The organism is Streptomyces sp. NBC_00654 (genome assembly GCF_026341775.1).
GTDB lineage: Bacteria > Actinomycetota > Actinomycetes > Streptomycetales > Streptomycetaceae > Streptomyces.
This window is the reverse complement of the sequence record NZ_JAPEOB010000007.1, coordinates 37,175-59,784: the sequence shown is the minus strand read 5'-3', so window position 1 is coordinate 59,784 and position 22,610 is coordinate 37,175. Positions and strand designations below refer to the sequence as shown.

Here is a 22,610-nt window from a genome sequence, read left to right as displayed (position 1 = left end):
GCGCATCAGGGACAAGACAAGGGGCCTTCAGGGAGCCGGTGTGCCGGGAAACGGCCCGCCCGGCTCCGGCCACGCAGACCGCCGACGCTCTCGTCGGAACGCGAGCGGCCAGTAACACCTCGTCTACGGACCCTGCCCCGGCACGTGACGACGGCCCGACCGGAGGAGCCCGGCCGGGCCGTCGTCACGTACAAAAAGGACCGGGCGCCGGGCCCGGCAACAGAATCAGCCAGCGTCGGGGTTCCGACCCACAAGCCGGGTGAGCAGCTCAATGATCTGGGCCTGGTTACGGTCGATCTTGTCGCTGAGCGCCTCGACCTTCTGATCCAGGTTGCCGATCTGGAGCCGCACCGCGGTGAGGTCGGATTTGACGATCCCGAACTCACGATCGTGCTTCTCCGCGACCTCCTCGAACCGCCGGGTCAGAGCGGCGAGCTCGCTGTGGGCGATGGGGTCCTCAGGCACGCGTACTCCCGCCAGATCACAAAAAACCGCAGATAAGGGAACCCCACGATACCGCGCCCGTACCCACCGCCCCTTCGTCGTCGAAGGGCCGCTCCTGGCCGCTCCCCGCCCCCACGAGCCATCCCGCCCGTGCTGCGGTGATCGTGATTTGTCAGGCGTTGAGGTCCAGGACGCGGACCGCTTCCCCTTCCCACAGGCCCGGAGTGGTGGTCGCGATGATCGCGCCGTCGGGTCGGTCCGGGGTCGGCAGCGCCGCGTACTGGCTGTGGGCCGCGGCCCACGTCTCCTGACGTGCGAGAGCCAGCGCGGCCGACAGGGCGACCGCCTTGGGGCGGCGTTTTCCCGGTGCGGCTGTTTTCGGCTGTCCGCTGGCGAAATGGCACTGTTACGGCGACCAGGAGCTGGCCGCCACCCTGTACGAGAGGATCCAGGCCCGCCTGACCGGCCTCACCCCGCACGGCCAGCAGGTCACCATCACCCTGGACGACCGCTCCTCCCCCACTGATGTGTATCCCGCCGGCGGCACAGCCCCCGGCGGCACCGAGGAGCCGGTCACCGACCCTCCGGCAGCTGACGGCGACGAGCCCAAGAACCAGCAGGGGCCCTCCGACGACACCCCACCATCCTGAACAACTGTCCGCACCCGCGGTCGCCCACGCATGCGGGCGGCCGCCTGAGACCGGTTCCTCCCCGCCGCGCCCGGTCGGGAGCTGGCTGATCATCTCGCTGACACGGCCTCGGCCCCCGTGGCAGGGTGCGGTGATCGGATCGGCAGACGGAGGGGGCTTCCGTGGAAGCACGGATGTGGAACGGACTGGTCGGCGTCGCGAAGGAGACGTACACCGCATCGCTGGGTGAGGGGGTCGTGCCGCGCCCGCTGATGATGCCGCTGGTGCGCGGCGAGCTGGTCGGGCTGATCTGGGTCCGCCCGCTCAAGGTCGGCCAGGACGCGCTCGCCGGGATCGCGGAGCTCTCGAACATCGCTGCGGCGGCCGGAGCAGACGAGGTCGTCCTCGCGTGGGAGACCCACGACGTCGCCACCGCCTGCGAGCTGCCGATCGTCGGTCCGGCGCCGTGCCTGAACATGGTGCTCGCCACCCGCGACGGGCACGTCCTGCACCAGTTCCCCTACAGCGAGCAGCTCCTGTCCCGCAGCCCCGAGGGCTGGGCGTCGGTCGCCCCCGACTGGAGACCGACGCCCGCGCCGCAGCCCGGCGGCGAGCTGGTGCCGCCGATCCAGGCCGCGATGAACTTCTCCTTCACCCCCATCGAGCTGGACCACCCCGACCCGTTCGGCGTCACCGTCGTGCTGATGGAAGAGGACGGCTACCGCATCAGCCTGACCGAAGCGTTCGCCCGCTGACCCTGTGGCCCGCGACTTCGACGACGACGCGCCCCGCCGGATCGGGGACGCGAACGAACTGGTCCTCGCCCGCCAGCGGGACGCCGACGAACGGATCTACGTGGTGACCGCCAACCTCGTCATCGACGCCCAGGAGCAGCTCGCCCGGCGCCGGCTCCTGGACCGCATCTGGCACGCAGGGGCGGCCATCAGCTGGCTGTCCTTACTCACCGCCGTCATCGGCACGGGCATCGCCTGGGGCACCACAGGCGACCCGGCGCGGTTCGTCGTGGGTGACCTGATCTGCGGTGGCCTGCTCCTGATGTCCCTGTTGACGCTGGTCGGCGTCTATTTCGCCGGGCGGAACGTGTCCAGCCTCCAGCGCCTGGAGGCGCATCTCGCCTCGCAGCAGGAGTCTCTGTGGCAGCAGAAGGTCAAGAGCAGCCCGGACCTGGACGACCGGCGCAAGCTCTACCGCGAGGAAGTCACCACCGCGATCGAGCAGTACCAGGCCGACAGCCGCAAGTACCGGGCGGTCCACAACGGCCTGCAGACCCTCATCATGATCGGCTCAGCCTCCACGACCACGATCGCGGCCCTGGACACCGGCAAGGAACTGACCTGGCAGAGCGTCACCCTGACCGCCATCAGCTTCGCCATCACGGTGGCCGCGATGTTCACCGGCTACTACAAGTTCCGCGAGCGCAGCTACTTCCTCCAGCAGACCGCCGACGCCATCGAGGAGGAGGCCAACGCCGTCCGGCTCGGCATCGGCCACTACAGCGAGTACGGGCCCGGCCGGGAGAACGAGGCGCTGAAGAAGTTCACCCAGCGCGTCGAGGACCACCGAAACGAACAGCGCCGCCGCCAGCAGCAGCTGGACCAGCCCGCCGACCAAGCCACGCCCTCCAGCCAGTCGCCGGCGGCCTGACCCCGGCTTCAGCCACGCGGCCGCTGGCCTCCTCTGCGCTCGGACCGTGCGGGGACCGGCGGCGCGGCGGTCGGGCCCCGTGTCCCACGCCCCCAGGGGAGGAAGAGAGCGAGCGCGGCCAGGACCTGCCCCAGGCCCGGGAGGATGTGCTGTAAGTCCTCGGGCCGGGCCTTCGCCACGACCGCCCGCGCGACGATGGCGACCACGGTGAGCAGGACGACGATGACCGCGAGCGCAGCGAGCAGGACGTAAGCGGGCACAGCAAAAGCAAGATCCGTCACGGAGACCTCCGAAGGGCATGCAGAAAAGCCCCGGCGGGCGCCGGGGCTTGCGAACACAGGACATGCGGGGGTGGAGAGACAAAGAACTCCCGCCCGGGACGGACGAGAGCTTTGGTGCGGTGGAGCAGGCGAGGGATTTGCTGGAGCCATCAACCTCGCCGTAGTGCTTGCACCGTCGTGAGGGAGCTTGGCTCCACCTCGCCCGCCGGTACCTCTATATGCGGTTGTGGGTCGTCATCCTGACAGTGCCGTTCACGTCCGGTCAAACCGGGTGGTCACCGGATTGGATGGCAAGTGGCCGCCGTCCCGGGACGGGAACGAGGGATTCGTGCAGCTGGTGCACCGGCGGTGAGGGAGTTGAAAGAGCTCTCTGAAACCTCAGCCGTAAAACCGCGCTCTACTCAGGGAACCTCGTGGTGCGTCACCTCCTCGCAGAACGCCTCTATATGGGGTTGTAGCGCGCCATCGTGGCAGTACGGTGACGCCCAGTCAAACCCAGTGGTCACCGGGCACGTCCCGCAGAAGTCCGGCTACACACCGAGCTCGTAGTGGCTGACGCCGTCGAACACCGTCACGGTGCCATCGCCGTTCAAGGTCCCCCACGGCTGCTCCGGCAGCAAGCGGTTCAGGAACGCGGAGCCGCAGCTCTCGCAGCAGTCGAGCGAGTCCTGCCAGGCCGTCACGTCATCCTCGGTCGTCGGATTACGCATGGTGTGCCGGTCGTGACCCTCGCAGCCCTCAGCCCCACACGGCTCGCCGTGACCGCAGTCCGGTGTGCCGCACGGGCACGGCTGGTCGCACTCCGCCGGCTCCCAGTCCTGCTCGCCACGGCCCGTTCCTGCAACGACATGCCCTCGGTGATCCTCGTCGTGAGCGGGACGGGATCCAGATCCGGCCGAAGATCCAACGCCGGGTCCGGCACGTCGTCGATCGAAACCGTGACGCCCTACTCTTCCTCGGTCTTCACCAGGAAGTAGGACATCAGTTCCTGAAGGAATTCGCCGCTCGTGCGCTGCTCGTCGGTGTAGCTCAGTGGGTGGGTCAGCAGTTGGGCAGCACCGAACACGGCCATGGCCGCATGATGTTCGCCAAGGTGCGGCTTCAGGTTCTCGTACAGGTCCTTCAGGCGGGTCGCTTCGCGGGCCAGCACGCGATCGTTTACCTGTGGGTCGGGCGAATCGCTCGCTCTCGTGCTGATCGTGTTGAGAAGCCGCGGGACCTCGAGCGGGTTCCACGATTGCTGGTTGACGCCCAGCCAGGCGAGATCGTTGAGGGTTTCCCTAACCGGGGTGGGGGCGCTGTCGGGCTCGGCAGCACCGCCGTCGTACTCCGGAATGGGGGCGGGAAGAGATGCCCGGAGCGAAGGAAGCGTTGCCTCGAGGGGATTGGCGTCGAGCACGTTGAAGAACAGAACTCGGGTCATGGCGGCCGCGCTGCAGCGCGGATCCTCGCTGAACGCCTTGAGTGACCAGTCGGGCTCGTCTACGGCCCGCTTCGCGAGCGACTCGAGCTGGTTTACCGCGTAGGTGGTCATGTTTGCGCGCGGAGCTCGGGGGTTCTTCTGCGCCGCCGCGGCCGCGGAACGCACCGCACGCCATGCCAGGTTGTAGATCTCGTTGAGGGGACGGTGCGCCGAGACTTTTCCGACGGCGTCGCCCAGGCGAGCGGTGTGGTTGGCAGGCACGTCGGGCAGGTTGAGTTCGTCCAGCTGGTTGGTGAAGTAGCGGATGGCCTCGCCAGCGATGAGCTCATGCGCGAGGGCGAGGAGGTCTTCCTGCCGGGTTGCCTTCATGTTGGCTGGCCGGAGTTCTTCAGCAAGGTGGTCGTCCAAGGCCTTGACCGCAGTTCCGGCACTCGATCCCCGAGGGGCGAACAGGCTGGCATCGAGCGGGTAGAACCGGTCGGTGAGTTCCGGTGACGCTACGGCGTCCACGTCACCGCCCGCCTGCTGCAGGGCATGCTCGTAGGACTGCGGCTCCCAGACGAATGCGCCAGGCGAGCTGCTCGGGTGGATGGCCAGAAGACCCGACTGGATCGTTGAGGCGACGATCGTGGAAGCCTTAGCCGTCTCAGGGTGTAGGGGTGTCATCCAGTCCCGAACCCGGGAAATCGGTGAAGTCGACGGTGCGAACCGCAACAGTGCCAGCGTCGCCACCATCTCCTTCACGCCCGTAAGCGGGAACCCGTCGTCGCGGGGGAATACGGCCGGGTGGTCGTCCGCGATCGCTTCCTTCTGCTCAGCGAGCCAACGTGCTCGGGCGTCCTGCGCGGCCTGCTGGGACAGCTCCCGCACCAGGGCCCGCTCGCGTTTTGCCTTCCGAGCCGGGTCGATGACGTACTGGACTGCCTCCAGCAGGGACGGCGTGCAGTCCACGCAAGCCGTCTCCTCGTCGTCGAGGACCTGCTGGAAAGCCGTCCGGGAGGTGAGACTCAGCGCGCCACCGCACTGGGAGCACTCCCGCTCCGGAACCACAGCACGCACGCCAGCGGCGGCCACCGCGTAGAGCTTCTTTCCCCAGCCCGCGACGCTGATGTCGTTGGCCTTTTCGCACCAGACCGGCGTTCCCAATTCGGGAACGAAGCCCGCCAGCGCCCAGTACCGCTCCCCCAAGGCCACGAGCTCAGGATCGGCACCAGCTACTGGCACGACGGAGGGGATCAGCCGGGTCAGACCGGCAACCAAAGGTGAAGGTTCAGAACTCTGCGTCACCAGCTCACCCTATCGGCCCTACACCGCCAGCCACCCCCTTCGCTCACACCTGCCTTCACGGAGTGCAACTGAGGTCCGCAGCCGCCGCTACCCGTCGATGCCGAGCGGCTCCACGCGTGCTGCGAAGTCCTTCGACCGAAGCGCTGGAATCCACCAGGCCGATCTGTCGCCGAACCACTGGGGCCGTGTCAGCTTCGGTTCCGGGATCTCGTCGTCGCTCATCAGGATGCTTCCGCATCGGTTATGACCTGGACGACATGCTGAAGGCGGGGCGCGGCCGCAGGTGTGATCGTCGACAGCCCGGCCCGCTCGGCTGCCAGGCGTTGCAGGGCCCGTGTCCGGGCGGCATCACTGGACCGGGAACTGTCCGTGGTGGCGCCTGTGCAGGCTTTCAGGTCGGAGAGGGCCTGGCGGCCGTCGGCGAAGAGCTCTTCGGGCTCGCGCAGCCGCTCCCGGACCTGCCGCTCCTTCTTGGCCTGGACGGTGGGGTCGGTCTGGGGGCCTGGCCATGCCTGCCGGTGGGCGGCAAGGACCTCGAGGAAGCCGGCCGACTTCACCGCAGGCTCCGGGGCGGCCGCCGGTACTGCACGTGGCGGCGTGCTGTCCGGTGCCGAGATTGGGGTTGTTGCCGGTCGTGTCGTGCTCGGTGCTGCTGGGTACGGGCGGCAGAGCGTTTTGACGCTGCGCACCGCGGTCCGGCCAGCGGCCCGGTTCGCCGCGGCCACGATGTCCGCAGTGTCCAGGCGTGCCTTCGTGGCCCAGGCGTCGGAGTCGGCGTGCAGGAGGAGCTCACCGGTGTCCGTGTCGAAACCCGCGGGCTGGACATGCCCGGCCAGGTGCGGGGCGATCGTGGCCCACCGGTCGGAGAGCCGGCCTCCGGCCACCGGCACGTCCCAGGCCCGTTCCACCACCAAGCGCCCCAGGAGCGCACCGAGTCCGAGCGGATCACGGCCGTCACCCCGGGGTGAGGACGCCCGGCGGTGTACCGGCTTCTTGGTGGTGGGCTGCTGCCGGGCCTGGGCCTGAGCGGCGCGCAGCGCAACCCTGGCCAGGTCGACCCCGGCCGCGACCGGCGGGTCGACGGGATTACTGGTGCTCGTCATGGTCATGCCCCAACCGGACATGGCGTCGGTTCGCGAGTCCCCCGCAGATCCGGGAGACGAGGGTGATGCCGTAGAGGTCGAAGGCGTCGTCAGAGTCGTCCTCGTAGGCGTCGATGACCAGCTGCGGGTCGTAGATGCCGTGCTGCCGGGCCAGGCGCCGGTCCGCATCCGTACGCGGGGCGGCAGCAGCTCCGAGCAGCTCGTCGAGCACTGCGGCCGCCTTGTGCTGCTGCTCCCGCCAGGCCACCCACGCGGTGTTGGCCTGCGGGGCGGTGGCGTGATCGAGCGCTGCCTGCCGCAGTGCCCGGCGACGCAGCTGGGCGATGATGTACGCGGCCGGGCGGGCCGGATGCCAGCTCAGGTGCCAGGCATGCAGCTCAGCGGCGATCGTGTGCACGTCCAGGCCCTCATTGATGAGCGGGCGCAGCGCGAACGCCAACTGCCGCAGACCGGACCGCTGCGTCCAGCCCACCAGCGGCCGCACCTGCCGGGCGATCGTGACGTCACGCTGAACCTGCCACGCCGGACGGCCGCTGCTGCGCTTTTTCTGGTTCGAGGGGGAGGCTGCGGTTCGACGGCTCGCCTGCGAGGTGTCTTTACTACCACTCTCAACATCAGCATCAGGTGATCGGTGGTAACTACCAGGAGAATGGGGCTCACGGCTTCCTGAGCAGGAGTTATCCACACCCCGGTTATCCACAGGCAGCATCCCCCGGCCCCGCCCGGCACCGGCACCGCGGCGGACACCCGAACCGGACCGCTGCGACCGCTGCGACCGCTCCGTCCGGCGACGACCGGCACAGCGGGCCTCGCTCCGTACAGCAGATTCGGCGATCGCGCGCTCGCGGCCGGCCTCGGTCACCCCGCACACCCGGCCCTCGTACCCGGACCCGGACAGCCGGTGCCCCATCGCCTCGTCATAGACCGGGGGGATCACCGCCCCGTAGATCGTCGCCGTCGCCATGTACGGCTCACCGGGCAGCGCCAGACTGCGCTTTGAGCCGTACACCAGCCACACCAGCGCACCCAGCTCCCGAAGGATGGCCACGTGCCGCTTCACCGACGCCACTGACAGGCCGGTCCGCCGGGCCGTGCCCTTCAGGTCGTAGACCACGATCCCGCGCCGGTAATCCATCCGGCCCTTCAGGTCCTCGGCCACCACGATCGTCGACGGCCCGGTGTCCGGGTGCAGCCCCGCAGCGACCAGCCACACCACCGACCGCAGCCACGCCCGCGGCTCGGACCGCCGCGACGCCGTGTACAGGACGTCCTGCTCCTCCCCCTCCACCAGGCTGAACCGCACACCCGGCAGCACACCGACCGCGTCACCGTCGGCCGGCTGACGCGGAGCGGGCAGCGCGGCGGCCAGTGCCGCCACGCTGCTCATCGGCCCTCAGCAGGCAAAACGCGCGCTTCGTGATCCATCCGCCGACCCTGCAACACGCGGCCTGTGGACAGGGCGTGCTCAGCGCGGATTACCCCCCGCGCTCCCGCACGGCGGGCAGAAATCTTGGAACCCGTCCCGCCAGGCGGGAAGCCGCCCTCGCGGACGCTTCCGTCGGCGCAGGTGTGTACGACCTCCGCGAGCGGGTGCACGAGCCGGGCGGCCGACGCCGCGACCGCGCCCGAGCCCGGCGAGACAGCTCCGAAACCGCCGCTATGCCGGGTGACTGACCGGTATGTGTGTGTTCCTACGAGACCTGCGATGTCCCACACAGAGGCCGCATAAGCGGTCAAAATGACCGCCGATCCCGTCACGCGGGACGATCCGGACGACCGAATCAGCTCGAAACGGACAGGGGCCCGCTTTCCATAAACAGGGAGATCAGGCACTATGACGGGGACACCAACCTTCATATGGACGCCCAACCGTGACCAGGCCCCTGTCAAGGGACCCGACCGCGACCGAGTGCTCGTACGGACGGAGCCCCGAGCACCGACGGCCTGCCAAAGCCGCCGGAACCCGGAGTGAAGCTGGACCGACCTTCAGGAGCCCCCTGCCAAGGGGACTCCCGGACTGACGGTCAGGGTGGCCCGCTTGCCAAAGCGGACCGGGTGCCCGCCTGCCAAGGCGGGGATTTGAGAGATGTAAGACCCAGCTCAGTGAGCTGGAGCCCAGAACCGGGGCCAACCGGGGACTGGGCGGCCGACCCGATGGTCGGCGTGAAGGGCCGCGCGAGGCCGAAGTGGATTGCAGTCCACTCGTTTGGCGCGTGCGGCCGGTGGCGGCTACGTCACCCCGACCCCCTCGAAACCGAAGGTGGAGTCGGCGTGCCCGAAACCGGGAACGAGGTCAGTCCTCACGCGAACCTCCCTGGGCGACGGCCGGGTGCTCCTTGGCCAGGCCGCGGAGGAACTCCGCATACTTCAGGCGGTTGCTGCGGTGGGGCTGCGTGTGGCCGGCTTCCCACCCGACGATAGCGAGGCGCCTGACGCCGATGACCTCGGCGACTTCCTCCTGGGTAAGGTTCGCGGCGATGCGCAGCCGCCGACGAATGTGCGGCGGAGGCAGCGTGTCAGCATCCACTAGGGCATCGTCTCGACGCAGCGGATCCGACATAGCAGTCTCCATCCCATCTGATGTTCTCCGAAACCATACATCACTGGATCTTTGTGAGGGAAGCGCCTGGCCTGCTGTCAACGAAACGGCGATGCCGAGATTACGGACAGGCGTGATCACGAGAGCCCCAGGTGCGAGTTCGCGGCTCGTGCGGCCTTTGCGAGTTCCGGCAGCTCCACGACGTCCACGCCCGCCTCGGCGAGCTGCTCGGCCCCCACACAGTTGGCAACGAACAACGGCGGTTCGCGCCAAGCGATGACGACGCGCGGGATCCCGGCCTCAAGGATCCGCTGCGTGCACGGAGTACGGTCAGCGCTTCGCTGGGAACACGGCTCCAGGGACGAGTAGATCGTCGCCGTGGTCAGCCGCGGGTCGCCCGTCGGGACTTTCGCGAGGGCGGCCTCCTCCGCGTGTTCACGCGGATCGGCCTCGCGCGAGAATCCGGACGCGAGCTCGGTGCCGTCCTCGGCGACGATGACCGCGCCCACCGAGTACGCCCCGGCGGCCGGGGGGCACAGCGCGGCGAGGCCGATCGCGCGCCGCATCCAGCGCACATCCTCATCCCGGTTAACCGAACGCATCAGGAGCGCTCCCCCGGCGCGTAGCGCAGCAGGACAACATCGCCGATCGCCCGAGTCTCCAGCAGCCGCATCCGGGCGGTTGTGCCGCCTGGGTAATCGGCGGCACCGAGGAAGCGTGGGGCAGCCGACTGCCCCACCAGGAGCGGGGCGACGGCGAGGTGGAGCTCGTCGGCCAGGTCCTGGGCCATGAGTTGGGTGTGGATCGTGCCGCCCCCCTCCACCATCAGCCGGCCGACGCCGCGACGGCCGAGGTCATCGAGGACCAGGCCCCAGTCGAGTTCCGTACCAACACTGACGACGTCCGCGAGCCCGCCGAGCGCCGCGCGGACCTTCTCCACCGCCTCGTCGACGGTGAACACCAGCTTGTCTCCGCCGTGGTGCCAGAACTTCAGGTCGGAGGAGAGGTTCCCTGTCCTGGTCACCGTGACCTTGAGCGGGTACTCCGACCGGCCCTCCGCGATCCGCGTCGCGCGGCGTTCCTCCGAGTTGACCAACAGGCGGGGGTTGTCCGTCCGCATGGTTGTTGCGCCGATCAGGATCGCGTCGCAGGAGGCCCGGACCTCGTCGACGCGGTCGAAGTCGTCGGTGTTGGAGAGCAGCAGCCGTTCGGGGCTGGCGTCGTCCAGGTAGCCATCGACCGACATGGCGGCGGAGAGAAGGACGTAGGGGCGGGTTGTCATGGGTTAGACGTCCGCTCGGGTCTCGTGGGCGATGGTGGTGTCGAAGGCCGCGCGGAACTCGGCGACCTCTGGCTCGCGCTGCCAGGGGATGAGGGCCGAGTCGAGGCGGGCGAGTTCTGCTGTGATCCGGCCGGAGCCGGTGTCCGCGGCGACGGTCAGGGCGTGCATGCCGATCGCGGCGGCCTGCTCGGGGGCGCGAGCACCGGCCAGTGCCACGGCCTGCCGCGCCATGTAGACGCCGCGGTCACGGTGAAAGCCGTCCGGCATCATCCGGATCGCGTCGGCGAATGTGTCGGCGGCACGGGCATGGTCACCGAGGGCCTCCAGACCCTGGGCGCGGTGAACCTCCACGTAGGAGGCGGTCAGCCACACGCCCCAAGGCGTCGGATCGGACCCGAGCCCGTCGAGAGCATTGCGGACGTCGTCGATGGCGCGCTCGCTCTCGACGGCGTCGCCGCGCAGCGCGTGCCCGTACGCCTCGTACGTCCGTGCGACCGCCGCGAGCCGACTACGCGGCCGGGCCACACGCTGCGCAGCCTCCGCCAGGTCGACGACATCCGTCAGGTCCCGCTCGTCGCCAGCGAGCTGGGCCTTGCGGGCCATCACGTACGTGGTCAGGTCGGCGTCGCCGACCGTGTGCGACCACTGCATTGCCCGGTCCAGCCAGTACGAGGCCGCGCTCTTATCGCCGAGGTCCTGGTAGAGCCAGGCCAACAGCTCGCCGTACTGCGTCTGGAGTTCCAGCATGTCGCGCCGGTCGGCTCCCGACGAGTCGATCCGCAGCTCCTTGATGACCTCGATGTGGTCCCGGACCGCCCGGAGAGCCTGGCGGGGGCCGAGCAGGTTGTCGCTGTCGATCAGCAGACGACGCGTACGACGCAGGTGCTCCAACGGTGTTGACCCGTACGCGGAGGCCGCCCGCGCCTTGCGGACCAGGCCCGGCACGGCACTCGACGAGTCCGCTGCAGCCAGCGACCCCATACCGATGGCGGCCGCAGCCCCCAGTCCCACCCCACCGCGCAGCAGCGCGCGTCGATCCAGAGCCACCCAGACCACCGACCCATCACGTAGACGACACGGGACCGAGATCCCCTCACCGTCCGACGCTGCCTGGTCAGACACGGCAAAAGCCAGATCCACCGATGATCTGGCCACATGGGCTGGTGGATTGGCCACATGGCCATGCTCGTCACCGATCCGCTCCCAGAGACGGAACAGCATCCCGCTGGCACCTAGCTTGTCGTCCAGGACCACGGCCTGTGATCGGTCGGGCGTTCGCTCCGCGCGCTCGAATCGTCCCAGGTGGCTGTGGTCGATACGAGTAAGCCGACCGAGCTCGCGAAGGCTCAGCCCCCGGGAGCTCCGCAGCTCCCGCAGCTGGTACCCCCAGTTGTGCAAGGGCGACACCCAGGGCGTCAGCTCCCTCGGCTTCTGCGCCATCCCGCCCCCAACCTCGTGGCCTATGTGGCCAGATGATCCGGCCACATGTCAGATCTGGAACTCCCGAGTGTGGCGGACCTAGAACCGAAACGGACGGTCCGCCGACTCGGGAGGCTCTTAGTGTTCTACGGTTCCATCTGCATCCGGCTGCTGCGCGCGGCGGAGCAGGGCGAGGACGCTGTCCGGATGACCGTCGTACAGGAAGTGCGGCTCGTCATCGGTCGGCGGCGAGAAGCGTCCCGCATGACGAAGAAGATCCTCCTCGCTGAACTCGATGGCGTTCGCGTCGATCAGCGATTGCTCGTTGCGCTTCCGGATCCGGTCCCAGCGCGCCTCGTGCGGGAGCGGCAGGTAGATCAGAATGGGCTCACCGCCCGCCTTCACCACAGTCGCTGCCCACTGGGCCCGCTCCTCCGGAGTCCAGAAGCCGTGGTCGACCACGGCGTCGTGTCCGGCCGCCAGGAGCTCTTCGAGCTCAAGGGCGATGTCCTTGAGCACGGGTGCCTCCCTAACCCTGAACTGCCCGCGAGGGAAGTCCCGGCCGTAGTGGCCGTAGCGGCGGAACATCTCCTCGTCGGGGCAGAGGCGCCGGAAGCCGGCCTCCTCCAGGGCGCGAGCGAGGGTCGTTTTGCCCGCGCCCTGGAGGCCTGACATGAGGATCGCGCGAGGCGTAGGAACCGGGCGGCCGGTGTTGCGCCCGGTCATCGCAGAACCTCGGACGTGGTTCGCCGGGTGCGGCCAGGGGCGCCCAGGTCCACGCCGTACTCCAGCAGCTCACCATTCGAGTCAAGGAACCGTGCGGTCAGCACCAGGATTGCCGCCACGGTGCCAGCCTCCAGCTCCAGGAGCTCGAGGTCGTGCGTTGTGGCGATGCGAGCGGTCTCCTCGTCCACGCGGCGTACAGCGTGCCGCCCTGTCACCCGGGCGATCAAGTCCAGCGAGATGCCTCCTTTGAGGCGCTCGCTGCGTGCCAGGTCCGGGATCTCCACGGCGAACCTGATCGGGATCCACGAGGTCGAGTGGGAGACGATTCCGTGCGCATCACGGTAAACGCGACTTCGGCGAATCACCTCGGCACCAGGTGTGATCCCCATGACCTCGGCGACATCGACCGGGGCCGGCACCACACCAGCCGTATGACCGGACGACTTCTCCCCGACCCCCCAGGACGACTGGGTCCTACTGCTGCGGTCGTGTCGTTCAGCTCCAGAGGAGAGGGATACCTGCGTGCCGATCACTTCCGTGCCAATGCCGTGAATCCCGGCAACCAGGCGTTCTTCCTTGAGGACGCGCAGGGCCTTCTCGACCGTGGCTGTGCTGACGGACCACTCCTCCGACAGGTTCTTGATGCTCGGCAAGAGTGTGCCGGCGACCAGCGCGCCGGACTCAATCAGATCTCGATAGTGACCTGCGATCCGTGCGTACGGAGGTCTGTTGTCGGCCCGGCTCACGTCTGCCTCCTCGGTGACTCGTCGCTTCAAATCTTAGGTTTCTTACCGTACCGCTTGACAGCTTAGGGGACCATAGGGAACCTTAGGAATGCGAGGTGACAGCCAGTAGGCAACGCCTCACATTGCACCACCGCAGGAGTGCTTCCCCGAAGGGGAGGACCAGGGTTGATAGCTCCACCAAATCCCCTGGGCCGGTCACCTGGCCGGTCAACTCCTGTTGCACGTCGCAGCGCTGATGCGCTGTCCGATCAGCCAGGACGCCAACCTCGGTCGAGCGCCTGGCGGTCGGAGAGCTCACCCGCGACGCAACCCCTCTCCCCTCTCCCCTCTCCCCTCTACCGGAGGAGCCCCTCATGGCCGCAACCACTGCGGAGCCCACGGCCCGCAAGCGCCGCCGGAAGACCCGCACGAAGACCGTCAGCTACCTCCAGCCGCTTATCGCCTCCGAGTTCACGGCCGGTCGGATCGACCTGACGCCGGGCAAGGAGCACGTCCTGTGCCCGGCCTGCAAGACCTGGACGCAGATCACCGGAGTCCTCGGCACGCCGGTGCTGGTTCCGCACCACACCACCCCGTACCACGACCCCACCACGACACCCCGCCGCCGCTGCTCCAACACCAACCGCCGCATCGTCCTCGACACCGAGGTCAAGGCGTGGCAGGAGCAGCTGACCGAGCGGACCGAGGTGTCCGCGTCGGTCGCCACCCGCCGGGCCAAGAAGGTGCTGCCGAAGCCGGCCAGCCCGCAGACCGAGCGGGTTCTGCGCGGGCGTGACGAGCGCGGGCCGGTTACGCGCCGCGTTGAGTGGGCCGGCGTTCTCTACCGTGTGCGGCAGGCCGACCAGCGGCGTGGCGCCGTTCCCCGGGGCGCGCAGCCTGCCGAAGGCCCCGATGTTCCCCTGGACCACCTGGTCCCCCGCCAGGCTGCCGAGCAGCCGGAACAGGGCCCGCTCACGTGCGAGCGCTGCGGTGCCACCGAGTCCAGCCTGACCAGCGCGGTCGCTGCCGGATGGTGCCGGATCACTCACCGGTCTCACTGCGGACGCTGCGCCGGTCGCTTCCCGGCCTGGACGCGTACCTCGTTCTGACCGCGAGTTCCCGATGACGAACGACCGAGGCCCCGGCCGACCCGATCACTCGGGTCGGCCGGGGCCTCGGCTGCTCGTACAGCAGTCGCTGCCGCCCCGACCCCGGAGGACCCCCTGATGCGTACCACTCTGATGGCCGGTCCTGACCGGGCTGCTCGATCAGGCGCTCGGACACCTGGAGACCTCCCGGAGCCGGGAGTTCCCGTCCGGGATGGAGCCGCCCGCGGTCCGGGCTCTCCCGCCGGCCCCGCTGGAGCCGCTCCCGTCTCCGGTGGTGTGGGTGCTGGCCGCCAGGGCCGCTTGACCTGCTCGCTGACCCGTCCGACTGCCCATCACCAGCTCGTCACCCAGGAGGAACACGCATGACTGACCTGCCCACCATGACCGGCCCTGAGGCGTACTCCCGCGCGGTTGAGCACGCCCTCCGCGCAGCCGCTTACGCGGAGGGCGGCTCGCCTGCCTCCGCCCGGACCCACGCCGCGGTGGCGCAGGCGTTCGCCGCGATCGCCACGGCGGAGGCCACCGCCCGCTCCGGTGCTCGCGGCTGGCCTGCCGGCGGGTGGGCTGACCACACCCACCCGGACCGTTTCTGACCCGGACGATCGACCACGGCCCCGGCCGTCCCGCCCCACGCGGGACGGCCCGGGCCGTGGCTGCTCGTCCGACCAGCCACGGCGACGGCCCGGAGGTTGCCTCCTCCGGGCCGTCAGTACAGGAACCGGGAGTCCCTGTGAACGGAATCTTGACACGCCCCGCCCGCACCACCCGTACCGGCCCGGCTCAGACGGGCCCCTGCGATGGCAGCATCGTCCCGTCCCTGGCTCCGCGTGCCGGATGGCTGGAGGACGAGGAGCAGCGCGACACCGACCTCGGCCCGATGCCCGACGAGACCGACACCCAGCAGTACCACCGCCTCGTCGACCAGCTGGTCGCCGACGGCGACCACCGCGCCGCGACCGCTGGCCGCCACGCACGCCGCAAGCTCGGTGAGATGGCACCCGGCTACGAGCGACAGCCGGTACTGCTGCTCGGTCGCCCGCTGACCTTCCGGTCGTCGGACGAGCGATGCCCGAACTGCGACCGGTGGCTGTGCTCCGGGAACTGCGGTGGGGTCGCCCCCGCCCCCGCACCGGCACTTCGGGCCGCCTGATGGCCGCCCCGACGCTCCTCCAGCGCTACCTCCGCGCCGGTGACCTCTGGACCGCACACGTCATGGCGTGCCCGGTCTGCCGGACATGGATCCGCGCCCGGACCGGGACCGCCTGCACCGGCGGCGCCCCGCACTACCAGGCGCTCGCCACCGCCCAGGACGAGTACCTCAACCACCTGAACACCCGCTGACCACACGCGAGGAGACCGATGATGCTCACCCTCGACCGATTCCGCGACATCCACGGCGACCCGGCCACCTGGACGGCCGCCACCATCGACGACTACTTCGTGCTCGGCGAGATCACCCCGCCCCCGCCGACGCTCTACAGCTACGCGGAGATGCAGGCCCTCGCCGCCGACTACCTGAAATCGGCCCGGTGCCAGCAGGCCGAGGCCGACCGGCTGACCGCCGACGGACACGACATCGCAGCCGAGATCTGGGCCTACGGCGCCCAGGGATCCCGGGAGCTCGCCGCCGCCGCCCGCCACGGCTGGCCGTACTACGAGGCGGTCCTCAACGGCTGGTGACGGCCGGTCTTCAGGTTGCCTGATCCGCGCAGCGCCCACCGGCCGATGCCGGTGGGCGCTGCGCGGTGACTGGGAGCCGGACAGCCCGGATCCGCACCTGATCGAGAGGGACATCACCATGTGGCAGAACCTGGACGAGATGTCGGCCGCCCTGAGCGGTGTGGTCGCGGAGGCGATTCAGGCCGACCTCACCAAGGCGCAGGCCGGCGCGGTCGTCTCCGCCGCCGTGTCCGGCGGCCCGGCCGCTGTCGAGGAGCTCGCGGCGACCATGTCGACCGAGGACCTGATGCGTGTGCAGGCCCGACTGGAGGGCTGACCGCCCGGCGTAGCCCACCGTCCCCGCCCCTCCCCTCTTTACCAGGGGAGGGGCGGGGGCGGTGGAGAGCGCCGGGAGATCACCCTCCGCTCCGGCCGGACGACCGGCCGCCCCGTTCGCAGACAGCGAGGATCACATGACCCAGCAGACCGCCCCCACCCTTTCCGCCGCCGTGTTCAGCGATGAGACGCTGACTGCGGCCAAGGTTCTCGCGGACGACTCCTACCGCCCGTTCTGGACCGGCCAGTCCGGCGAGCAGAACACCGGCGAGGCGGTGGCCCGCCACCTCGACGCCACCGCCGCTCTCCTTGAGAAGAGCGGCTGGTCCCGGACCATGATCTACACCACCGCCCGCACCACGGACCTCCCGGCCGACGACAGCGGGATGACGGTCAAGGACATGGTCCGCGCCGTGCTGCGGCTGATCCGGGACGAGATCGAATACTCCCCGGCCGGCCGTCTCTCGCTGGGCATCGCGCTGACCCGGGTCAGCGAGGGCGACCAGGGCGACACGGACACCATGTCGCTCGCGGGCTCGGTACTGGACGTAGTGATCCAGGCCCACACCGGATCCGCCACCGCCCGCGCCATGCCGTGGTCGGAGCGCCAGGTCCGCACCTACCAGGACATCGTCGCCCTGCTCCGGGCCGGGGCCCGGTTCGCCCGCACCCACGGCCCGGCAGCCGACGACCTCGCCGAACCCGCCGCAGCCTGACACCCGCTGCCCGCGGTTGCCGCTGCTCCCGCAGGGCGGTACCGGGACCCAGTTCCCTGCCCGCCTGCCTGCACGGTTCACGGCCGGTGGCCCGCACGACGGGCCACCGGCCGTACCCGTGCCCGCCCCCGGGGATGCACCCCCGGGGCTGTCTCTTGCCCGGACCTTCTGAGAGGCCCTGATGAACCACTCCATCGTGAACGCGGTCTACGCGCCCTCCGCCGACCTGCCGGTCAACACCAACTGGCGGGCCGCCTCCGCCTGCACGGACGAAGACCCCGAGCTGTTCTTCCCGATCGGCAACACCGGCCCGGCGCTGCTCCAGATCGAGGAAGCCAAGGCCGTCTGCCGTAGCTGCCCCGTCATGGAGCGCTGCCTGCAGTGGGCGCTGGAGAGCGGCCAGGAGCATGGCGTGTGGGGCGGCACCGACGCGGACGACCGCCGCCGGATCAGGCGCCGCGCCGCCCGCAAGCGCACCGCCTGACGGGAGCGCCGGGCAACTTCCGGCCCGCCTCGCAGCACCCCAGCACAACGGCTGTCCGCACGGCGGGCAACCGGCCATCTCGCACGTCTCCAGCCCGGAACAATCCCGGGACCGCGTTCCTCCCCGCAGGAGAGCTCCATGGAAAGCAGCCACCAGCTCGACACCGCGACGACCCCCACCGGCGCCTCCCGGATGCCGGACTCGCTGTGCAAGCACACCCCGAAGTGCCCGACGGCCGCCAGCCCGGACCGCGAGGCCGCGCAGGTCGTGGCCGCTCACCCGGAGCAGGGCTGGAGCCTGCTGTGCAACGCCCTGGTGCTGTTTGAGGACACCGGGGAACTGCTGCCCGACGGCCAGATCATCGCCCCGCACCGGCCCCTCGCCGCGGTCGCGGCCTGACGGCTGCCCGATCCGCCCGACCCGGCCGCCGTAGTCGGCGGTCGGTGCGGGCGGTGACAGGGAGCCGGACAGTCCGGACCACGAAGGGATGGCCATGCGCGGAGACCGCATCAAGCTCACCACGGACATCGAGGCGCTCGGCACCCGCCACCAGGCAGGGGCCCAGGGAACCGTCGAAGAGGTCCACACCGGCGGCCACCTGACGGTCCGCATGGACGACGGCCGCCGCAACTTCCCCACCCGCGACGAGGTGACCACCGCCGCGCAGTGACCCGACTGCCAGTTGCCTGATCCGCCCGCACCGACCGCCGACTACGGCGGCCGGGTCGGGCGGTGACGGGGAGCCGGACAGACCGGACCGCCGGCCCTGCGCCGGTACACGCGATACGAGGAGAGCCCATGGCACAGCAGACGCAGCCCGCCGTACGACCGCAGACCCGCTACCTCAAGGGGGACCTGGTCCTGTTCCGCGACGTCGAGCGGTTCTGGCTCGGGCTGCCCGGCCACACGTTCATCGGCCGGGTGGAGCGGTCCTGGACGAACGTCCACAACCACCGGCTCCTCTACGACCTCATAGAACTCAACGCGAGCGGCAACCGCGCCCGCGGCGGGATCGACCCCGACTACATGAGGCCGCTCCCGGCGACGGACGCGATGCGCGACATCGACACCGCGCCGCTGAGCGAGCCGGACACCGGGGCGATGACCCCGGCCGCCGTCGCCTGGCTGCGCCAGCACCTCGCGCAGCACAACAGCGCGTTGCCCGTCCGGCGCTGAATCACTCCAGCACAACGGCCCTCCGGGACCTCGGCATCAGAGCTGCCGGGGTTCCGGAGGGCCTGGTCACAACCTTACCCACCGCCGTAGATCCACCGTGACCTCTTGCACGAGGCGCCCGGAAGAGAGAGGACCCCCCCCGTGGCCACCAAGCCCGCCACCCGCCGCCGGCGCCCCGCGGCGAACCCGAAGCCCCGCAACGGGCACGCCAAGACCCCGGCGACGCCGGCCTCCATCCCTGCCCAGGCCGCCGCCCCCGAGACCACCGTCCCGCTGGTGCACCCGGAGGCCGACCCGGTCCTGGCCGACGCCGCCGACCGCGCCGCCGACCTCCGGGACCAGGCCGCCGACGACGTCGCGCGGATCCTCGCCGACGGCCAGGTGCTCGCCACCGAGCTGCTGGACGGCGCCCGCACCGAGGCGACCTCGATCACCGAGGCCGCCAAGGCGGAGCAGACCCGACTCCTGGCCGCCGCCGCGACGGACGCCGACCGGGTCCGCACGGAGGCCGCCACCACCGCGGTCGCCGACGCCGACCAGGTCCGCGCAGCCGCCGAGACGGCGGCGGAGCAGCTGCTCGCCGACGCGCGCCGCCAGGCCGACACCGTCGCGGCGACGGCGGCCAGTGAGGCGGAGAAGGTCCTCGCCGACGCCAAGGCGACAGTCGAGCAGCTGCTCGCCGACGCCCACCGCCAGGCGCAGGAGGTCACCACCACGGCGGCCACGCACGCCGACAAGGTCCGCACCGAGGCCGCGCAGGCCGCCACGAAGATCATCTCCGACACGGAGACGCAGCGCGCCGAGCTGCTGGCCGGTGCGGAGCGCACCGCGGCCCAGACCCGCACCCGGGCCACCACCGACGCCGAACAGGTGCTGGAGCGGGCACGGAGCGAGGCCGGCCGGATGCGCGAGAGCGCGGACGGCCAGGCCGCGCAGGTACGGGCCGGAGCCGAGAAGGTGGCCGCCGGCCTCCGCGCCGACGCCGACCGCGCCCTGGCCGACGCCCGCACCTCCGCCGAGGAACTGCGGACCGCGGCAGACAAGAACGCCGCCCGGCTGCGCGAGCAGGCCGACGCCGACGCGACGACGGCCCGGGAGGCAGCGGCGCAGGCCACGGCCGACCAGACCGCCGCCGCCCAGGCCCGCGCCGAAGCTGACCGGATCCTCGAGGCGGCGACGCAGCGCACCGTCCAGCGGGCGCGGCGCCGGGAGATTCGGACCGAGTCGCGCGCCAAGCGGCGCAAAGCCCGCGACGACGCCCGGCCCGCCGACGGGGTGCCGCCGCTGTCCGGCCAGGAGCTGGTGCTGGTCGTCGGGATCGTCCTGGCGGCCGCGGTCGTCTCCACCCTCGGGCTGCTCTCCTCCTACACCGCGCTGGAGACCAAGGCCGCCAAGTGGGGCTGGGACTGGCCGTGGCTGCTCCCCGTCGGCATCGACGTCGCGATCCCCGCGTTCACCGGCGCCAACCTCATCCTCATCCGGATGGGCATGGAGCTCCGCTGGATCCGCTGGGTGCCCCGCGCGCTGACAGCGGTGACGGTCTACCTCAACTGGCAGGCGTCCTCCACCCCCGGAGGCCGTATCGGGCACGCCGCCCTCACGCTGCTCTGGGTCATCTTCTCCGAGATCGCCTCGCACGTGTACGGCACCCGGATCGGCGCGGTTACCGGCAAGAAGCGGATGGAGACGGTGCGCCGTAGCCGCTGGATCCTCGCTCCGATCCCCACCGCCCGGCTCCGCCGCCGGATGATCCTGTGGGAGATCACCTCCTACCAGCAGGCGCTCACCCGCCTCCAGGAGGAGACCTACATGCGAGCGCAGCTCAAGGAAGACTTCGGTCTGCTGTGGCGCTGGAAGGCCCCGTTGGACAAGCGGATGGCGCTCAAGCTCGGCTCCGCGCCCGCCGCGCTCGCCGACACGCTCACCCCCGAGGACGCGCTCACCGTCGAACGGGTGGAGGAGAGCGAGCACGCTCGCCCGGACATGAGCGCGCTCACCGATGAGGAGACGCGCGGTGAGCGCGAGCGCCCGGCGCTCACCTCCGGCGCTCACGAAGGTGAGCGTGACACGGACGATGACGACGCTCACCGAGCGGACGGCGCGCTCACGCGCAGCGAGAGCGACGCGCTCACCGAGCGCCGCCACGCTCGCATCCGTCTCCTCTACACCGAGCTCGGGCGCCGCCCCGAGTGGAAGGAGATCCGCGACGCGCTCACCGACGCGAAGCTGTCCGACAGTCCGGTCTCCCGCCCGACCGCCCAGCGTCTGCGCGCTCAGGTCGAGGAGGCCACCCCGGGCGCGTAGGTGAGCGCCCGGTGAGCGCGAGGCGCTCACCGCCTGACGCTCACGCTCGCCACCGGCCCGCGCTCGCACCCCGAGCGCGGGCCGGTGTGTGAGCGCGAGCGTCAGGTCGCCCACCCAACCCTCCCCGAGCTTCGACTGAGTTGAGAGGAACTCGACATGAGCAATCTTCAGTACGCGATCGGCGTGATCCTCGTCCTGATCACCCTCGTCATGATCCTGGCCACGCCGTTCCTGCTGGTCCACTCCCGCAGCCTGTACGACCACGGCCCCACCTGCTGGTGGTGCCACCCCCGCCTGCTGCCGCGAAAGCGGCGCTGACCTGCTGGCCATGGTCGCCACCGGCCCCGCTCACACCCGAGCGCGGACCGGTGACGGCCACGGCCGGCAGGCCGCTGGCCCGCACCGCGCCCCGAGCACGGACACAGCGGGCCAGGCACAACCGAGAACCACCCGCCCCGCGCCACGGCCGCATTCGTCTCCTCCGCACCGAGCTCGGGCGCCGTCCCGAGCGTGCCGTCCGCACGGCCGTCCGGATTCTCGTCTCCGGCGGCGACGCCGACCAGGCGCTGCCCGCCGACGGACAGCGCGAGACGGGGGTGTCCTCAACCGACAGCGCCTCGAAGTACCGCTAGGAGGCTGTCGACCTGGTCCTCACGGCTACCACCCGGCCCTCTGACCTGAACGGATGGGCTGTTCGACGGTTCCACCGCGCTCCGAGGTGAAGTCAGCGCCTCGGGAGCGCGGTGAAGGCGTCGAAGCGCCGGTCCCGGTCTCCACCGATTCCCCCCCGATGAGGAGAGAAATCCCATGAGCAGTACTGACATTGCGACCCGGGTGACGTCCGGTGTCCAGGCCCTGCGTCTGGATGGATCGCGCGACTCCTGGCAGGCGCAGCACAGTGCGGGTCTGCTGACCGACGCGCAGAGCTACGACGCGCTGGCCGACGCCCTGGAATCGGACCTGAAACAGCGTGCGGTCGACGGGGATCTGCCCTGGTCGAAAGCGCTGCGGGCGAAGCAGCGCGCCAAGCCCCTGCGGGAGGCGGCCAGGGCTATGCGCAAGGCCGCGAAGGCCATCAACGGGACGGTCGCCGCCTATGAGAGGACCGACCCGCAGCAGGTCGGAGAGACCCGGGAAAGGAAGGCTCTGAAAAAGGCTCAGAGGAAAGGCCAGGCCAGGGCCATCGCGCAGAATTCTGCTGCTCGCACCCTGGAGCGTCTGGCACCCGCGAAGAATGATGGAGAAGAGGCCGGTGCACCACAGGTGCTCAGTGACTTCTTCAAGTCGAAGGAGAGCGCGTAGG

The 22,610-nt window shown here is 70.2% G+C and carries 31 protein-coding genes and 1 pseudogene; 18 read left to right on the top strand and 14 right to left on the bottom strand.

Going from position 1 to position 22,610, the window contains the following annotated elements:
* Window positions 1-225: 225 nt before the first annotated feature.
* Complete coding sequence (locus OHA98_RS41245) at window positions 226-465, bottom strand: hypothetical protein (RefSeq protein ID WP_266933506.1); 240 nt, start codon at window positions 463-465, stop codon at window positions 226-228.
* Window positions 466-791: 326 nt separating this feature from the next.
* Between OHA98_RS41245 and OHA98_RS41240 the strand changes: the two genes are divergently transcribed.
* From OHA98_RS41240 to OHA98_RS41230, 3 genes are all read left to right on the top strand, one after another.
* Complete coding sequence (locus OHA98_RS41240; RefSeq protein ID WP_266933504.1) at window positions 792-1,094, top strand: hypothetical protein; 303 nt, start codon at window positions 792-794, stop codon at window positions 1,092-1,094.
* A 173-nt stretch (window positions 1,095-1,267) separates the two neighbouring features.
* Window positions 1,268-1,828: a hypothetical protein gene (locus OHA98_RS41235; protein ID WP_266933546.1), complete on the top strand. Its 561-nt coding sequence runs from the start codon at window positions 1,268-1,270 to the stop codon at window positions 1,826-1,828.
* A 4-nt stretch (window positions 1,829-1,832) separates the two neighbouring features.
* On the top strand, window positions 1,833-2,738 hold the full coding sequence (locus tag OHA98_RS41230) for a DUF4231 domain-containing protein (RefSeq protein ID WP_266933502.1): 906 nt from the start codon (window positions 1,833-1,835) through the stop codon (window positions 2,736-2,738).
* An 8-nt stretch (window positions 2,739-2,746) separates the two neighbouring features.
* Here the strand turns inward: OHA98_RS41230 and OHA98_RS41225 are convergent, their stop codons facing one another.
* The 13 genes and pseudogenes from OHA98_RS41225 to OHA98_RS41165 form a co-directional block, all read right to left on the bottom strand.
* Entirely contained in the window at window positions 2,747-2,998 is a 252-nt protein-coding gene (locus OHA98_RS41225; RefSeq protein ID WP_266933500.1) for a hypothetical protein, read from the bottom strand.
* Between the two features lie 551 nt (window positions 2,999-3,549).
* Entirely contained in the window at window positions 3,550-3,729 is a 180-nt protein-coding gene (locus tag OHA98_RS41220; protein ID WP_266933499.1) for a hypothetical protein, read from the bottom strand.
* A 236-nt stretch (window positions 3,730-3,965) separates the two neighbouring features.
* Window positions 3,966-5,729 (bottom strand): hypothetical protein, encoded by a 1,764-nt coding sequence (locus OHA98_RS41215; protein ID WP_266933497.1) that lies wholly within the window; start codon window positions 5,727-5,729, stop codon window positions 3,966-3,968.
* Between the two features lie 87 nt (window positions 5,730-5,816).
* Window positions 5,817-5,951 (bottom strand): hypothetical protein, encoded by a 135-nt coding sequence (locus OHA98_RS41210; RefSeq protein ID WP_266933495.1) that lies wholly within the window; start codon window positions 5,949-5,951, stop codon window positions 5,817-5,819.
* Window positions 5,951-6,838, bottom strand: coding sequence for a DUF721 domain-containing protein (locus OHA98_RS41205; protein ID WP_266933493.1), 888 nt, complete (start codon window positions 6,836-6,838; stop codon window positions 5,951-5,953). The genes OHA98_RS41210 and OHA98_RS41205 overlap by 1 nt, the downstream gene beginning before the upstream one ends.
* Window positions 6,816-8,219 (bottom strand): cell wall protein, encoded by a 1,404-nt coding sequence (locus OHA98_RS41200; protein WP_266933491.1) that lies wholly within the window; start codon window positions 8,217-8,219, stop codon window positions 6,816-6,818. Before OHA98_RS41200 ends, OHA98_RS41205 begins: the two co-directional genes overlap by 23 nt.
* Window positions 8,220-9,125: 906 nt before the next feature.
* On the bottom strand, window positions 9,126-9,392 hold the full coding sequence (locus OHA98_RS41195) for a helix-turn-helix transcriptional regulator (protein ID WP_266933489.1): 267 nt from the start codon (window positions 9,390-9,392) through the stop codon (window positions 9,126-9,128).
* 116 nt (window positions 9,393-9,508) lie between these two features.
* A complete protein-coding gene (locus tag OHA98_RS41190) occupies window positions 9,509-9,937 on the bottom strand; it encodes a deaminase (protein WP_266933487.1) in 429 nt (142 codons plus the stop codon).
* A gap of 35 nt (window positions 9,938-9,972) precedes the next feature.
* Window positions 9,973-10,653: a dihydrofolate reductase family protein gene (locus OHA98_RS41185; protein ID WP_266933485.1), complete on the bottom strand. Its 681-nt coding sequence runs from the start codon at window positions 10,651-10,653 to the stop codon at window positions 9,973-9,975.
* Window positions 10,654-10,656: 3 nt separating this feature from the next.
* Entirely contained in the window at window positions 10,657-11,700 is a 1,044-nt protein-coding gene (locus OHA98_RS41180; RefSeq protein WP_266933545.1) for a DNA-binding protein, read from the bottom strand.
* A 180-nt stretch (window positions 11,701-11,880) separates the two neighbouring features.
* Window positions 11,881-12,093, bottom strand: a pseudogene (locus OHA98_RS41175) (helix-turn-helix domain-containing protein); the annotation flags it as partial.
* Between the two features lie 117 nt (window positions 12,094-12,210).
* A complete protein-coding gene (locus OHA98_RS41170; RefSeq protein ID WP_266933483.1) occupies window positions 12,211-12,798 on the bottom strand; it encodes an ATP-binding protein in 588 nt (195 codons plus the stop codon).
* Window positions 12,795-13,544 carry a GntR family transcriptional regulator gene (locus tag OHA98_RS41165; RefSeq protein WP_266933481.1) on the bottom strand — a complete coding sequence of 250 codons (750 nt, stop codon included), beginning with the start codon at window positions 13,542-13,544 and terminating at the stop codon, window positions 12,795-12,797. Before OHA98_RS41165 ends, OHA98_RS41170 begins: the two co-directional genes overlap by 4 nt.
* Window positions 13,545-13,897: 353 nt before the next feature.
* Here OHA98_RS41165 and OHA98_RS41160 point away from each other — a divergent pair, with 353 nt between their 5' ends.
* The 15 genes from OHA98_RS41160 to OHA98_RS41090 all read left to right on the top strand — a co-directional run bounded on the left by OHA98_RS41160 (window position 13,898) and on the right by OHA98_RS41090 (window position 22,609).
* The gene (locus tag OHA98_RS41160) at window positions 13,898-14,632 is read left to right on the top strand and encodes a hypothetical protein (protein WP_266933479.1); all 735 of its coding nucleotides are present in this window, start codon (window positions 13,898-13,900) and stop codon (window positions 14,630-14,632) included.
* Window positions 14,633-14,994: 362 nt separating this feature from the next.
* A complete protein-coding gene (locus OHA98_RS41155; protein WP_266933477.1) occupies window positions 14,995-15,225 on the top strand; it encodes a hypothetical protein in 231 nt (76 codons plus the stop codon).
* 137 nt (window positions 15,226-15,362) lie between these two features.
* On the top strand, window positions 15,363-15,782 hold the full coding sequence (locus OHA98_RS41150) for a hypothetical protein (RefSeq protein WP_266933475.1): 420 nt from the start codon (window positions 15,363-15,365) through the stop codon (window positions 15,780-15,782).
* Complete coding sequence (locus OHA98_RS41145; protein ID WP_266933473.1) at window positions 15,782-15,973, top strand: hypothetical protein; 192 nt, start codon at window positions 15,782-15,784, stop codon at window positions 15,971-15,973. The genes OHA98_RS41150 and OHA98_RS41145 overlap by 1 nt, the downstream gene beginning before the upstream one ends.
* Before the next feature lie 21 nt (window positions 15,974-15,994).
* Window positions 15,995-16,312, top strand: a complete 318-nt coding sequence (locus OHA98_RS41140; protein WP_266933472.1) for a hypothetical protein — start codon at window positions 15,995-15,997, stop codon at window positions 16,310-16,312.
* Between the two features lie 118 nt (window positions 16,313-16,430).
* A complete protein-coding gene (locus tag OHA98_RS41135; protein ID WP_266933471.1) occupies window positions 16,431-16,628 on the top strand; it encodes a hypothetical protein in 198 nt (65 codons plus the stop codon).
* Between the two features lie 136 nt (window positions 16,629-16,764).
* A complete protein-coding gene (locus OHA98_RS41130; protein ID WP_266933469.1) occupies window positions 16,765-17,343 on the top strand; it encodes a hypothetical protein in 579 nt (192 codons plus the stop codon).
* Window positions 17,344-17,524: 181 nt separating this feature from the next.
* The gene (locus OHA98_RS41125; RefSeq protein WP_266933468.1) at window positions 17,525-17,827 is read left to right on the top strand and encodes a WhiB family transcriptional regulator; all 303 of its coding nucleotides are present in this window, start codon (window positions 17,525-17,527) and stop codon (window positions 17,825-17,827) included.
* Window positions 17,828-18,031: 204 nt separating this feature from the next.
* The gene (locus tag OHA98_RS41120) at window positions 18,032-18,226 is read left to right on the top strand and encodes a DUF5999 family protein (protein WP_323179729.1); all 195 of its coding nucleotides are present in this window, start codon (window positions 18,032-18,034) and stop codon (window positions 18,224-18,226) included.
* A gap of 94 nt (window positions 18,227-18,320) precedes the next feature.
* Window positions 18,321-18,497 (top strand): hypothetical protein, encoded by a 177-nt coding sequence (locus tag OHA98_RS41115; RefSeq protein WP_266933464.1) that lies wholly within the window; start codon window positions 18,321-18,323, stop codon window positions 18,495-18,497.
* A 128-nt stretch (window positions 18,498-18,625) separates the two neighbouring features.
* Window positions 18,626-19,003: a hypothetical protein gene (locus OHA98_RS41110; RefSeq protein ID WP_266933462.1), complete on the top strand. Its 378-nt coding sequence runs from the start codon at window positions 18,626-18,628 to the stop codon at window positions 19,001-19,003.
* Window positions 19,004-19,144: 141 nt separating this feature from the next.
* Complete coding sequence (locus tag OHA98_RS41105; RefSeq protein WP_266933460.1) at window positions 19,145-21,307, top strand: DUF2637 domain-containing protein; 2,163 nt, start codon at window positions 19,145-19,147, stop codon at window positions 21,305-21,307.
* A gap of 156 nt (window positions 21,308-21,463) precedes the next feature.
* Window positions 21,464-21,625: a hypothetical protein gene (locus OHA98_RS41100; protein WP_266933458.1), complete on the top strand. Its 162-nt coding sequence runs from the start codon at window positions 21,464-21,466 to the stop codon at window positions 21,623-21,625.
* Between the two features lie 50 nt (window positions 21,626-21,675).
* Window positions 21,676-21,939 (top strand): hypothetical protein, encoded by a 264-nt coding sequence (locus tag OHA98_RS41095; protein WP_266933456.1) that lies wholly within the window; start codon window positions 21,676-21,678, stop codon window positions 21,937-21,939.
* Between the two features lie 175 nt (window positions 21,940-22,114).
* Window positions 22,115-22,609, top strand: coding sequence for a hypothetical protein (locus OHA98_RS41090; RefSeq protein ID WP_266933454.1), 495 nt, complete (start codon window positions 22,115-22,117; stop codon window positions 22,607-22,609).
* Window position 22,610 lies beyond the last annotated feature (1 nt).